This window comes from Mesobacillus maritimus, assembly GCF_023715205.1.
Lineage (GTDB): Bacteria > Bacillota > Bacilli > Bacillales > Cytobacillaceae > Mesobacillus_B > Mesobacillus_B maritimus_C.
Genome location: NZ_JAMBNR010000006.1, coordinates 91,749 through 104,969, shown reverse-complemented (window position 1 = coordinate 104,969; position 13,221 = coordinate 91,749). Strand labels below are relative to the sequence as shown.

Below are 13,221 nucleotides of genomic sequence, written 5' to 3'. Positions count from 1 at the left end.
TTGTCCTTTTGAACGTCAAACGAGAATTCGAGGAATTTCAACATTAGACAACATCTCAATCCCCAAAATAAGGCTTAGGAGGCCCTTAAAATGAAGAACAAGGATAATTCCCTTCTCTACTTGCCAAAAACACACTAGAGAACCTAGTGTGCTAAGGCATTCGCTAAGTTGGTGTTTAACTTAATCGACAATATTCACATGATAATCTCGAAACCAAATATGAATCTGAGCAATATGAGCCAACAATTGCGGTCCAGTCATCAACTGTCCAAACCAAGGTTTCTTAAAGCTTTCTCCATTTGTTTCAATCATTTCAATCAATTGCTTCCGATCAAAGAATTCATGAAGCGCACTGTTTTTATCTTGTAAATAATCTGATAACATTTCTTTAACAGCCTCTGTATATACCGGATTGTGCGTCTTTGGATAAGGACTTTTCTTTCGATAAAGGACTTCGGTTGGTAAGATCCCTTCTAATGCCTTTCGAAGAATTCCTTTTTCTCGATTTCCATACATCTTCATCTCCCATGGAATATTCCAAACATATTCGACTAAACGGTGATCAGCAAAAGGTACGCGAACTTCCATACTTGCTCCCATACTCATGCGGTCCTTTCGATCCAATAATGTGGTCATAAACCAAATCATATTCAGATAAAAAAGTTCCCGTCGTTTAGCCTCTTGTGCTGATTCTCCTTCTAATCTTGGTACTTCAGCCAACGTATCACTATACTTTTGCATCATATATTCACTTAAATTAAGCTTTTTCTGCCAGTGATTCCTCAGCAGGCTTTGTCTTGCTTCCACTGACCTCATCCAAGGGAATCCATCTCTGTTGAGATCCTCTTCCCTTCGGAACCAAGGGTAACCTCCAAAGATTTCATCTGCACATTCTCCTGATAACCCTACCGTATAATCCTTTTTTATCTGCGCACAAAACCATAAAAGCGATGAATCGATATCGGCCATTCCAGGTAAATCCCGATAATAAACGGCATCCTCAAGTAAATTCACCAACTCTTGCTGGGAAATAACACAGTTATGATGAATTGTATTAAAAGAATCTGTCATTTTTTTTATGAAGGCTTCATCCGAGTCCGGTTGAAATTCATTTGCTTTAAAATGCTCATCATTTCCTTCATAATCAATGGAATAGGTATGCAATCGACCTTTTCCACTTTTGCTAAATTCATTTGCAGCAATGGCTGTAATCGCACTTGAATCTAACCCACCCGATAAAAAGGTGGTTAACGGCACATCCGAAACAAGCTGCCTTTTTACTGCATCTGTGAAAAGAAATCGTACTTTTTCCACCGTCTCTTCTAGGCTGTCTTGATGAACTTCACTTTTTACATTCCAGTACCTCCAAATTTTCAAACCATTTTTACTAAAAAATAACGAGTGAGCTGGGCGTAATTCTTTAATCCCCCTAAACACTCCGCTACCAGGCGTTCGCGATGGACCGAGTCCAAATAATTCGCTAAGCCCATTCTGATCGACTTCAGAACGGATTTCCGGATTGGCTAGGATGGCTTTAAGTTCTGATCCGAATAAAAGTCCAGAAGGTGTTTCCGCATAGAAAAGCGGTTTAACTCCTAAGCGGTCTCTTCCAATAAACAATTTTTCCTCTTGTTCATCCCACACAGCAAAGGAAAAGATGCCATTTAAGTACTCAACGCAATGTTCCTTCCATTCAATGTAAGAAGTTAATAAAACTTCAGTATCAGAATGACCCTTAAACGAATATCCTTTTAATGAAAGCGTTTTTCTTAAATTTTCGGTATTATATAACTCACCGTTATAACATATGGTATAGCGGTGAGAACCCTTACTTCGGGTCATAGGCTGCTTTCCACCTTCAGGATCAACAACGACAAGCCGCTTATGCCCGAGTGCAGCATGGGTTTCTAACCAAAAATTTGTATCATCAGGTCCTCTTTGAGCCAAAGTTTCTGCCATCCTTGTGATGGTTTTCTGTTCGTTTTTTAGATTTTTCTTAAAATCGACCCAACCAGTTATCCCACACATAGTGCATCATCCTTTCAAACAGTGCATTCTTTTGGGCTATGGTTAATGTTATGCAAAAACAAACTAGATGGTTAACACCAATTATTGAAGGCATCATAACCTTTAAATACAGCAATGAAAACTGGCTTACGACTAAATTTAAACCTACGCATGATTGGAATTATAGGATTGTAAAAGATAAATCTTTTACAAGGGTTATAAATTTCAAGAAAACTGTCTAGAAAGGATGGTGAATAGCTAATTTTCGGAGGATAATGATGAATCAACAACAGAGATTAATACTGATAGAAAAACAAGACCGGTCGTTTGAAACCGGCACAATTGAATATATCAATCAACAATGGGTTTTCTTTGATGAGGAAACAGAGGAGGCCTCTTTATTAGATCACTTCCTTCATCAAGAAATAGAAATTTCCCGTACGGATTGTTGGTTGAAGGGGATGTTAATAGAAGGTGGTCGTGTTCAATGTGGGAGCGAACTATTTGACTTACATGACCGAGAAACAATTCGGATACGAAAACAATTAATTTACTCTTTAGAAAGGCTACTCGAACAATTACAGGATGAGGCTTTTCTTTATTTTATTAATACACTAAATTCACTACAATTCTCCGTACATGATTGCATTTATTGCTATAACCATTTAAATTTCCTCAACCCTAAAGATAGAGTTAACGGCGTAAATTTTCTTATTTTTGATAACGAAGAAGAAATTTGTAGCATCCAGCATCACTTTGATTATAGTTCCACTAGGAATGACCGTTTTGAGTTTACTCTTAACAATGGAAAACGTACAGTTATTGAAAAAATTTCATAAGACTTTTTTTATACATGGAAGTTGATGGAAGAACTCATTTAATCAAAGAGTTCTTCCATCTTTTTAATTGGCTCTTTCCTCTAACTTTGTTGCCCTTGAACAAAAAAATACGGCTGAATGAGCTAGGTTATACAAAAAGTAGCTTTACTTATGAGAAAAGAGCTTGCAAAACTTAAATGTTATACATAAGAAATGGCTAATAACAACAAACTTTATGAAAACAGACTCTTAGTTCAACACATCCCTCTTAGCAACGCAAACATATTCGTGAGGAGGTAGTGGTTTTTGAATATAATAGCCTTGTGCATAATCACAACGCATATCACGAAGCAAAATAGCTTGTTCCTTCGTTTCAACTCCCTCGGCTACAAGGTCGATATTTAATCCCTCTGCTAGCGAAATGATTGACTTCATAATCGCCATATCAATTGGTGTTTCATGGAGATTCTTGACAAAAGAACGATCAATTTTTAAAGAGTTGATCGGTAAGCTTCTTAAATAGCTTAGGGAAGAATATCCAGTGCCAAAGTCATCCATCGAAATGCGTACTCCTAGTCGCTGAAACTTTCCAATCAGCCTTTTACTATATTCTATCCTTTGCAACATCGTTGTTTCTGTCAATTCTAATGTCAAGTCATGAGGAGCTATTCCAGTTTCGTGAAGGATATAAAGCACTTGCTGATAAAAATATGGCTTTTGAAATTGTTGAGCTGAAACATTTACGGAAATCCCTAAGTGAGGAAATCCATTCATTTGCCACTTCTTTGTTTGCTCACAGGCTGATTTTAAAGCCCAAGCACCAATTTGATCAATGATTCCTAATTCCTCCGCAAGGGGAATAAACTCTGACGGAGCTACCAGCCCTAATTGAGGATGATTCCAACGTAAAAGAGCTTCATTGCCGACAATCACCCCAGTCTTCAATTCCATTAACGGTTGATAACATAAAAAGAGTTCTTGTTTACATAAAGCCTTTCTCAAGAAATTCTCTCTTTTGAACCGCTTCTGAATTTGGCGGTTCATTTTCGATGAATAGAAACAAACGCGATTTCCTCCAAGTTGCTTTGAACGATTTACAGCTGTGTCGGCATGTTTCAATAAACCTTGTTGATTTAGCCCATCACTAGGGAATAAGCTAATCCCAATACTCCCTGTTAAATAGATTTCTTGATTTTGATAGAAAAACGGGATTGCAATGTTTTCTAGTAATTGATTGGCAATTCCCCTGATAGAGCCAACCTTTACATTCTTCGTTAACAGCAACGAAAACTTACCTCCTGAAATTGTTCCAAAATAGGCTTCCTGAGGGATCGAGTCTTTTAAGCGGAACGCCATCTCCCGTAAAATATAATCCCCAACATCATAACCAAGATTATCGTTAATTGTTCGAAACCGATCGATATCAATAATTAAAAGTGCTAATGGTTCGTTCCGCTTGCGAAAGAGACTCATTTGCTTTTCCAACTTTTCCATGAACTTCATTTTATTTGCAATCCCAGTCCCCGAGTCATAGCTAAATAAGTTTAATACTGTTTCCTCAATTAAGGTAAAAGATAAAAATATTTTTTTGTTTAACTGTAATTCTTCTTCCGCAGCAATATCTGTAATGGTTGCAGTTGGAAACCTCTTTTTTAGTTTTTCGTAAAACGGCTCTGGCTTCACCTGCTCTGAAATGACCTGAATCAAAAGATTAGATCCATCTTTTAAACAATGTTGTTGTAGAAAAGTCTCCAACTTTGAATCATTTTCATAAACCATCGAAAAGGTCTTTGTCATGGTAATCTCCAATTTCAAGATATTTCCCCAATATCCCCTCCCTAAAATTAACACAACTAGTGAAAGAAAATTATGACAATATATCAAACGATAACCTATTACCCGACTAATAAGTACAGAGTGAATCATTCATAAGGTAAATCCACATTAGAAAGGAGGACACCCTATTTAATTATAGTTTTATGAAGTTTTCTAAACTGTGCCGTTAATGAATGATTAGGTAAGACAAAAAAACACGATTATTCCATTAAGGACAACCGTGTTCTAGTAATAAACTATTTAAATAAATATGTTCCAAGTGGAAGTGAGAATCCAAGATATAGAACGAGCACCAAAGCAATAATAAATAAAATCCAAGGAACCTTCGTGGATGCCCCTTTTGTTTTACGACTTAGAATAATTTCCACCATCGCGATAACCCAGATTCCAACTAATACTTTCACAATGTACATAAAACTGATATTCGCTAAGCTAAAAATAAGCCCTAAGCCTGTTCCAATAATTAAAATATAGAACACTCGTAAAACCATTTTTAAAACTTTAAACCCTTTTTCTTTCCCGCTCTTTTGCAATCCTATAGCTACAAAAAACAAAATGAGGGCCAAAAACCAAGCTGTCATATGGGCATGTACCATTTTCATTTGCCTCCTAAAACAAAATTCTTCATTATCATATCATAGAAGACAGAAAAATCCTAAATTAAAGTACTTGTAGCGATGCCCCACCACAAAAAACTAATTTACAAATTTGCCTGACTTTCCGATCGACTCCCAGTAGTCATTACGCAACTGGACTTTCTGAATTTTCCCAGAAGCTGTCTTCGGAAGTTCTTGCACAAACGTTACACCTGTAATCGCTTTAAAGTGCGCAAGTCTTTCTCTTGAAAACTGAATTAAATCTTGTTCTGTCACTTCTTCTCCGTCCCTTAGAACGACATAGGCATGCGGAGTTTCCCCCCATTTTTCATGTGGAATGGCAATGACAGCCGCTTCGAGTATGGACGGATGTTCATATAAAACACCTTCTACCTCAATAGATGAAATATTTTCTCCACCAGATATTATGACATCTTTTTTCCGGTCAACAATTTCAATATTCCCATACTCATCAACATTCGCCATGTCACCTGTGTGAAGCCATCCATTCCGTATCGTTTCCATTGTTGCCTCATCATTCTTCCAATAGCCTTTCATAACACCATTTCCTCTGACAACCACTTCTCCAATTTCCTGCCCGTTATGAGCTACCTCCACCCCAAGATCATTGACGACTTTTACCTGTGTTCCAATCATTTGAACGCCTGCTTTCGCCTTCAAGCGATACTGATCTCTTAACGGCAGTTCTTTCAAATGGGATCTTATGGTTGAAACCAAACTCAACGGAGATGATTCAGTCATTCCATATACCTGAATAAATTCCCAGCCTAGTTCTTTCTCAACTCTTGTAACAAAGGCTGGTGGTGGTGCTGAACCTGCGATAACAACTCGAATATCTTGCTTAAACTCTGGATAATTCTTTTCGTAGTACTGAAGCAAAGAGTTTAATACGGTCGGTGCCATATGCATGATGGTTACACCATGGTTTTCAATCGCTTCATAAATTGTTTCTGGAGTCGCCTTTCGTAAACAAACTTGAGTGGCTCCATTTGCAGTGTAGTAAAAAGGAGATCCCCAGCCATTAACGTGGAACATTGGCAAAACATGTACCAATACATCTTCATCACATACCTGCAGATGGTGCATGGAGCTAAGTGCATGTAAATAGTTATTCCGATGAGTCAGCATAACCCCTTTTGGATTCCCCGTAGTTCCACTAGTATAGAGAAGACTACAAACATCCTGTTCATCTAGAGGCTCACGATCAAACTTTTCAGACGAATGACATCCTAACCATTCATCATATCCAGTCTCACCACTTTGTCCATCATGATAATGGACAATAATTTTTTCAACAGTCGCTAACTTCTCTTTGATTGGAGCAATCAAATGGTAAAGGTCTTGGTCAACAAATAATACTTTTGATTCACTGTGATTAAGGATAAACAAATAGTCGTCTGGCTTAAGGCGAATATTTAGCGGCACCATCACCGCGCCTAATTGAAAGATTCCATAAAAGCCCTCTAGCATTTCAACGGTATTTGGAGCAAGATAAGCAACTCTGTCACCCTTCTTCACACCAAGCTTTCGTAAACCAGTTGATAGACGGTTTACGCGTGCATTTAACTCGTAATATGTAAAAGCCCTCTCCTCACATATAATGGCCTTTTTTTCACCGTACAGAGCAACGGCCCGGTCTAAAAACTGCGTTAAAATTAAAGGTACATCCATTTTGTTATCCTCCCTCCAATTAATGACAACGTTTACTAACAGAAAATTCTAATAATATATTACCATATTGATAGATATTAAAGGAATTAATTTTCGAATTTTATGAATTTCCTAATCTAGGCTTTTTAATCACACTCCCCACATCTTCACATAGAATGTAAAAGAAAACTTGCTTAAGGGTGTTGTCATATGCCAGCCATTGTAGGAGCCGTTCAAGTCATTTCAGTTGGAAGTAGTGGCGTTTTTAATATCGGAGATGTTTATAAAATAATGCCTGTGTCCTCAGCCAAAACCTTTTCAGGCGCAGGATCTTTTAATACCGGTGAAAATTTGACCCTTTATAATAATCAAAGTTCCACAAATACTTTTGACCAAGATAGTATCGACCAAGGAAATAACTTTAACGCATAACTGTAGGTGATAAAATGACAAATTACTATATCCAACAATCGATTACTATTAATCTAATAAAGGTGGACGGAATAACCAACTCCTCTGTTTTACAGATCGGAAGTGCAGGTATCATCAAACCTGCATCTTATCTATATAATACTGGAGGTTTTACAGGCCCCGCCCCTACTTCTGGACAACAAACAGCGGGAGGAGCTTCTGGAGGATTTGTGGTTCCTCTCCATGGTGCTACTCGATAAATCCTAAATTGAGGTGAGTTCTATGAACAATGAACTATATCAATATCTTAAGGAACTTCATCACTTTGTGGAACATCAGAGCACGAAAATTAAAACTTTGGAAAAACAACTTGCAGAATTGCAAAAGGAACTATCAACTTTAAAAGAACGACCTCCTGTACAAGTAGGTACAATAGAATATAAATTCGACCAGTTAAAAGTGGAAACCTTAGAAGGAACGTTAAATATTGGCTTAAATCCATCTGACCTAGAGGGAATTTCCGATTTTACGGTAGATAATAAAAACATTCAAACTCCGGTAGCCCCTAAGGATCAATTCATGAGAAGCATGGAAATTGAAAATGAATTGCGGGAGTATTTAGAAGGGAATTTACCGGAGGTTTTCGAAAAAACTCAACAAAAATTACAATTTAATGTCGATGAATCTTACTACTCGTTTATTAAAGAAGATATAACGAAACAACTCTCAAGTCGAATTGCCACCCATCTTAATCATCTTCCTCAAGAAAGTAAAGAACTCACTGAAGATATGAAACTTGATATTATTGAAAAGATAAAAGGTGAAATTCAGCATGGAGTCTTCTTATTTTTAAACCAACTTAAAGAACAAGGGTGAATCTTCACTAGCAATACCCCAGTTTTTTTACAAGGCTGTTTTCGTAAAGTTTGTTGTTAAAATCCTAAAGCCGATTTTAATGGGAACTAAGCTTTTCTCTACGTTACTTTACTACTTAGTTTGTAAGCTCTTTCCTCATCTTATAAACGATCTTTGAAATGGAATCCTAGCTAAGTTATTCCTTATTTTCTTTAAACAGCAACTATCTTTGAGAAAAGAGCTTTTTACAAACACTATATACATTAAAGGGTGAAAAATGTGAATTTTAATGTTTATAACAGAGACATTTGTGTTGATAATATTCGAGTTATTGGTGTGGCTAGTTCCTCTCTTCTACTTGTTGGGGATGCCGAAACAATCCAGTTAGCCTCAACTTTTGATACTCCAGCAGAATCACTAATTATAGGCCCATTCGTTCCCCTAGGACGTGAGTCATAATTTATGTTCCAGAGAACGTCTGTTGTTAACAATATCAATGTTAAAACGGGTATATTCTCGTCTATTTTGGAGATTGGTGACTCTCACTTGATCCAAGGTTTTTCACGCGCATTGGCTGTACAGAGAGAAGCGGAAATTTACTTTGGGGATGAGGGAAAATTTGAACAGTATTCAACTTTTTTAGAGCCTATTCCTCAATTATCTATTAACGAAAATATAATTATGAACAAACAGAATTTAAATCCATTTATAAAAATTAACAATATGGATATTTTAGCTATCTCAACTTCAAGTATTGTTCATATAGGAAACACTTGTCATGTTTCATTAGAAAATCGAACAAAGCACTTTCGTCAGTTATTACCAAGTGAAGAACAGTCCTAATAAAGTTTGCATATAGTGCATAAGGAGAAAAAGCCTATTAGAAAAGGATGTTTTAAATGCCCGCAATCATTGGTCCCGTTCAGATTGTTAATGTTGGAGGAGGAACAGTACAATTCGGTGATACCTTATTTATTTCGCCGAAAAGTAGTTCGAAATCAATCTCCGGTCAAGGAGCCGGCAATACGGGTGGTTTTATTTTAACCAATAACGGCTTAAACGCAAGCAATGTCTTAGATACGAATTTAGTGGACCAACCGATAACTGGAAACAACTAAAAAAGTGGAACTGGCTACACATTATTTAGGAAGTCCACTTCCCTCGTGATAAAGAAGGCCGATACAGCAATCAACTGTATCGTCCTTCTTTTCTCTATACTCTTATAACAAAATTGCTATTATTTATTACAACTCCATTTTCACTTTCAACTTTCTAGTTTTAATAAATGACCACCATCAAAGAAGAAAAGGTAACGCTCTTTAATTGGACTTTTCCAAATCTCTTCTAACGCTTGACCGTAAAGGCTGATTTGGACACGGTACCGATCTTCGAGGATAGGTTTTGCCTCAGCAAAGCCACCTTTAAAACGATCTTGAATTCGATCTGTTTTAAAATCTAAGAGGACTGTACCTTGGGAGTCTTCAAAGATACAGTCAATCACCCCTTGAACAAAAACAGATTCATCTTGTCCATCCCATTCAGGATAAACCTGTTTGGCTGATAAATTCAAATAAAATGGTACTTCTCTACTTACCTTATCGGCACTTAAGAGACGCTGACCAATCTCGGTCTCAAAGAAAGCAAGAATCCACTGGATTTCAATTGCCTCTTTTTGTTCAGAAGATAAAAGCTCTGACTGTACCATATTCTCTAACTGAAGTTTGATTGTTTCTTCGCTGATTGGATTCGATAAATCAATATGTTGCATCACCATATGCATCGCCGTTCCTTTTTCAGCAGGAGTCAACTGTTTCTCCTGCATAAATCGCGGACGATTCATAATTGGTTTTGAGAATCTCTGCACCAAATCCAACCCACTCTCAGCATCACGTACTTCATGATTCCGTTTTAATTCCGTAACAGATTGTTTTGAACGATGAGTAGCTGCCTCAGAGTATGAATAAGCCCAAGATAACTGATCAAAAACCTTTCCAGCATGGTCCGATTTCTGATTGATTGTTTTTCCTTTACGAACCTTCTCCATGCGTATTTCTTGTTCAGTCTCTTCCTCCTCTATAAAGGTAGCCACCTCATTGGCGTCATAGAAACGAAGAAGCCAACGAGAAGGGTGAGAAGAGATTTCTTCTGGGATAAGCTGTGTATATAATTGACCTGCAAAATCTTTTAACAATGCAGAATCTTGATGCCTAATAAGTGCTGGACCAATCCAATCTAGATAGCTATTAGCGGAAGCTCTCATGTAATCCTCAAGGAGCCAGTCTGATTCATTGGCTGCGTCAGCCCATTTTTCCACTGTTTTTTGTACTTCTTTCACAGAGCCAACTAGAATTAATTTTTCCTTCGCTCTGGTTAAAGCTACATAAAGTACGCGCATTTCCTCAGCTAGCATTTCCATTTTCTTTTTGCGTTTAAAAGCTAGTTGTGGGAGGGATGGATAAGAAATTCTTTTTTCCGGGTTTACATATTTAGAAGCAAAGCCATACTCCTTATCGAGCATATACGGCTTTTTCAAATCCATCGTATTAAACTGTCGAGCAAGACCAGCGACAAAAACAATCGGGAATTCCAGTCCCTTACTACTGTGGATTGTCATCATTCGGACAACATCCTCCTGTTCCCCAATCGCACCAGCAGTACCTAAATCATCGCCCCGGTCCCGCATTTGCTCAATAAAGCGTAGGAAACGGAATAACCCACGGAATGAGGTTGCTTCATATTGTCTCGAGCGATCATAGAGCGCTCTTAAATTTGCTTGTCGCTGTTTTCCTCCAGCAAGTCCTCCGACAAAATCATAGAACTTTGTTTCCCTAAACAATTGCCATATCAAATCCGAAACAGATTCCATTCTCGCGTTTGAACGCCAAGACTTTAATTTTTCTAAAAACGGGCGGACTTTTGCATAAAGTTCCTCATGTTCCTGTGTTGGTCTTCGCTCACAGAAAGCAGTAAGAGCTTCATAAAAAGTTCCTTTCTTATTTACAATTCGAATGATGGCAAGTTCTTCTTCATTTAGACCGACAATTGGTGAGCGAAGGACAGAAGCAAGCGGGATATCCTGGAACGGGTTATCAATCACTTTTAGTAAAGAAAGCATGATCGATACTTCCGTTGCATCAAAATAACCTGACGACAAGTTCGCATAAATCGGAATGCCCTGTTGCTTAAATTCCTCCATAATCTGTGGTGCCCATGTCATCGAGCGGAGAAGAATCACGATATCACGGTACCGGACAGGGGATTCCGTTTTGGTTTTTGGATTGTAGACTCCCCTACGCTCCATCACCATCTCTTTAACTTGTTTAGCAATCAATCTTGCCTCCAGTTGTGACTGCTCAAGATCTTCTAAATCATAACCACCTTCAAGTACTTCCTCACGCTCTTCTTCTGAAATCTTACCTTCTGAGTCAATCAATAGAAGTTCCACTGGATAAGATGTTTCTTCAGGATACTGTGATCCTTTTATAAGCTCAGCATTTTCATCATAATGAATTTCTCCGACTTGTATACCCATAATCTGTTTAAATAAATAATTGGTCCCATCTAGAACTTCCCCGCGACTACGGAAATTTCGTGCCAAATCAATCTTTAAACCCGAAACTTCTCCACCTGGAGTAAAACGATTATATTTACTTAAAAACAAATTCGGTTCCGCGAGTCGAAAACGATAAATCGACTGTTTTACATCGCCGACCATGAATAAGTTCCCGTTGTTTTCCCCATCAGCTGTCACTAAACGAAGGATAGCCTCTTGTACCATATTGGTATCCTGATATTCATCTACTAAGACTTCTTTAAATTTTCTCCGATAGGCTAGTCCAGCTTCTGAAGGAGTCATTCGCTGTTCGGCTTCTCTTCCACTAGATAGAATATCCAGTGTAAAGTGCTCTAAATCCGAAAAATCAACGAGGCCTTTTTCTTGCTTTACTTGCGCAAATCTCTTATCAAATTCTTTTACAAGGTTTGCTAAAGTTTGAATGACGTCTCTCATTTCAAACATATCCTTTAAAAAGCTCTCTGGACGACGCGAAAACAATTCCGCTTTTAAATCGAGTACCATTTTTTTCGCTTTATCACGAAGCTTACTTGCTTTATCAATCAAATCCTTATCGTACTGTTTGGGGCTACATGGTTTCGCTCGTTTGAAGTCAACTAGCTGCATCGCGTCGTATAAAGCATTCCAAGATCGTTCTTTTGCTGAAAGCAATGTTTCAATAAGATGCTTATCTTGTTCGAAGTTTTCGGCCCGAGGTGCAGGACCTTCTGGCATCCTGGTGATCTCTAATCCTTGATCTAATAACCTTTTTGCTCCCAGAAGTTGGAGTTCAACATCAAACAATAAGACATTAGAAAAAGGCAGTTCCTCGAACCCCAGTTCGTGATGAACATCATACATTTTCACGATTTTCTCAAGATAACCTTCTGGAGAAGGGTTCGACTTTGCGAAGTCATACAAATCTAACAAGATATCTTTTAACGCCTCATCACTACGATCATTGGTAAAGGTATCAACTAACCGATAAAAAGGGTGGTTATCGGGCTTTCCATACTCCTCTTCAAAAAGTTCATCAATGACTTCATCTCGTAATAATTGTGCTTCTGTTTCATCAGCAATTCGGAAACCTGGATCAATATCAATTAAATAATAGTACTTACGAATAACTTCGAGACAAAACGAGTGCAATGTTGAAATTGACGCACGGTTTAATAAGCTTAATTGTTTCCTTAGATGACCAGAGCTCGGGTCCTCATCAATGGCTTTTTCAAGTGCCTCTGCAATTCGATGACGCATTTCAGCAGCTGATGCGTTTGTAAACGTTACAACAAGGAGTTCATCAACGTCAATTGGATTCGAAGTAGAGGTTATTTTTTTAATCATCCGTTCAACCAGTACTGCTGTTTTTCCAGAACCTGCAGCAGCAGCAACAAGGATGTCTTGACCACCAGCCATAATGGCTTTCCATTGATCATCCGTCCAAGTTACTCCTTCTGGTTTTGGAGGAATCATT

Annotated in this window: 12 protein-coding genes; 7 read left to right on the top strand and 5 right to left on the bottom strand. The window is 37.9% G+C overall.

Translation table 11 applies throughout. From position 1 onward, the window contains the following. Nucleotides 1-180: 180 nt before the first annotated feature. Nucleotides 181-2,028 (bottom strand): asparagine synthase (glutamine-hydrolyzing), encoded by a 1,848-nt coding sequence (gene asnB / locus M3182_RS10240; protein WP_251425128.1) that lies wholly within the window; start codon nt 2,026-2,028, stop codon nt 181-183. 257 nt (nt 2,029-2,285) lie between these two features. On the opposite strand from asnB, the gene M3182_RS10235 reads away from it, so the two are divergent. Beyond that, a complete protein-coding gene (locus M3182_RS10235; RefSeq protein WP_251425125.1) occupies nt 2,286-2,846 on the top strand; it encodes a DUF2777 domain-containing protein in 561 nt (186 codons plus the stop codon). Between the two features lie 228 nt (nt 2,847-3,074). On the opposite strand, the gene M3182_RS10230 is transcribed toward M3182_RS10235, so the two are convergent. The 3 genes from M3182_RS10230 to M3182_RS10220 form a co-directional block, all read right to left on the bottom strand. Beyond that, nucleotides 3,075-4,622 carry a putative bifunctional diguanylate cyclase/phosphodiesterase gene (locus tag M3182_RS10230; RefSeq protein WP_251425122.1) on the bottom strand — a complete coding sequence of 516 codons (1,548 nt, stop codon included), beginning with the start codon at nt 4,620-4,622 and terminating at the stop codon, nt 3,075-3,077. A gap of 275 nt (nt 4,623-4,897) precedes the next feature. Next, the gene (locus tag M3182_RS10225; RefSeq protein WP_432806699.1) at nt 4,898-5,263 is read right to left on the bottom strand and encodes a YisL family protein; all 366 of its coding nucleotides are present in this window, start codon (nt 5,261-5,263) and stop codon (nt 4,898-4,900) included. A 93-nt stretch (nt 5,264-5,356) separates the two neighbouring features. Next, nucleotides 5,357-6,949 (bottom strand): long-chain-fatty-acid--CoA ligase, encoded by a 1,593-nt coding sequence (locus tag M3182_RS10220; RefSeq protein WP_251557971.1) that lies wholly within the window; start codon nt 6,947-6,949, stop codon nt 5,357-5,359. 189 nt (nt 6,950-7,138) lie between these two features. Here M3182_RS10220 and M3182_RS10215 point away from each other — a divergent pair, with 189 nt between their 5' ends. From M3182_RS10215 to M3182_RS10190, 6 genes are all read left to right on the top strand, one after another. Further along, on the top strand, nt 7,139-7,360 hold the full coding sequence (locus M3182_RS10215; protein WP_251425114.1) for a spore germination protein: 222 nt from the start codon (nt 7,139-7,141) through the stop codon (nt 7,358-7,360). 14 nt (nt 7,361-7,374) lie between these two features. Next, nucleotides 7,375-7,599, top strand: a complete 225-nt coding sequence (locus M3182_RS10210; protein WP_251425111.1) for a spore germination protein GerPB — start codon at nt 7,375-7,377, stop codon at nt 7,597-7,599. A gap of 22 nt (nt 7,600-7,621) precedes the next feature. After that, nucleotides 7,622-8,215: a spore germination protein GerPC gene (gene gerPC / locus M3182_RS10205; RefSeq protein ID WP_251425107.1), complete on the top strand. Its 594-nt coding sequence runs from the start codon at nt 7,622-7,624 to the stop codon at nt 8,213-8,215. Nucleotides 8,216-8,473: 258 nt separating this feature from the next. Further along, complete coding sequence (locus M3182_RS10200; RefSeq protein ID WP_251425104.1) at nt 8,474-8,653, top strand: spore gernimation protein GerPD; 180 nt, start codon at nt 8,474-8,476, stop codon at nt 8,651-8,653. Nucleotides 8,654-8,656: 3 nt separating this feature from the next. Continuing rightward, nucleotides 8,657-9,037 carry a spore germination protein GerPE gene (locus M3182_RS10195; protein ID WP_251425101.1) on the top strand — a complete coding sequence of 127 codons (381 nt, stop codon included), beginning with the start codon at nt 8,657-8,659 and terminating at the stop codon, nt 9,035-9,037. Nucleotides 9,038-9,093: 56 nt separating this feature from the next. Beyond that, nucleotides 9,094-9,312, top strand: coding sequence for a spore germination protein (locus M3182_RS10190; RefSeq protein ID WP_251425098.1), 219 nt, complete (start codon nt 9,094-9,096; stop codon nt 9,310-9,312). Nucleotides 9,313-9,458: 146 nt separating this feature from the next. Here the strand turns inward: M3182_RS10190 and addA are convergent, their stop codons facing one another. After that, entirely contained in the window at nt 9,459-13,220 is a 3,762-nt protein-coding gene (addA, locus tag M3182_RS10185; protein WP_251558119.1) for a helicase-exonuclease AddAB subunit AddA, read from the bottom strand. Between the last annotated feature and the right edge of the window lies 1 nt (nt 13,221).

What these genes read in the sequence shown, in the direction of transcription:
- asnB (WP_251425128.1), bottom strand. Translation starts at nt 2,028, where the DNA reads ATGTGTGGGATAACTGGTTGGGTCGATTTTAAGAAAAATCTAAAAAAC.
- M3182_RS10235 (WP_251425125.1), top strand. Translation starts at nt 2,286, where the DNA reads ATGAATCAACAACAGAGATTAATACTGATAGAAAAACAAGACCGGTCG.
- M3182_RS10230 (WP_251425122.1), bottom strand. Translation starts at nt 4,622, where the DNA reads ATGACAAAGACCTTTTCGATGGTTTATGAAAATGATTCAAAGTTGGAG.
- M3182_RS10225 (WP_432806699.1), bottom strand. Translation starts at nt 5,263, where the DNA reads ATGAAAATGGTACATGCCCATATGACAGCTTGGTTTTTGGCCCTCATT.
- M3182_RS10220 (WP_251557971.1), bottom strand. Translation starts at nt 6,949, where the DNA reads ATGGATGTACCTTTAATTTTAACGCAGTTTTTAGACCGGGCCGTTGCT.
- M3182_RS10215 (WP_251425114.1), top strand. Translation starts at nt 7,139, where the DNA reads ATGCCAGCCATTGTAGGAGCCGTTCAAGTCATTTCAGTTGGAAGTAGT.
- M3182_RS10210 (WP_251425111.1), top strand. Translation starts at nt 7,375, where the DNA reads ATGACAAATTACTATATCCAACAATCGATTACTATTAATCTAATAAAG.
- gerPC (WP_251425107.1), top strand. Translation starts at nt 7,622, where the DNA reads ATGAACAATGAACTATATCAATATCTTAAGGAACTTCATCACTTTGTG.
- M3182_RS10195 (WP_251425101.1), top strand. Translation starts at nt 8,657, where the DNA reads ATGTTCCAGAGAACGTCTGTTGTTAACAATATCAATGTTAAAACGGGT.
- M3182_RS10190 (WP_251425098.1), top strand. Translation starts at nt 9,094, where the DNA reads ATGCCCGCAATCATTGGTCCCGTTCAGATTGTTAATGTTGGAGGAGGA.
- addA (WP_251558119.1), bottom strand. Translation starts at nt 13,220, where the DNA reads ATGATTCCTCCAAAACCAGAAGGAGTAACTTGGACGGATGATCAATGG.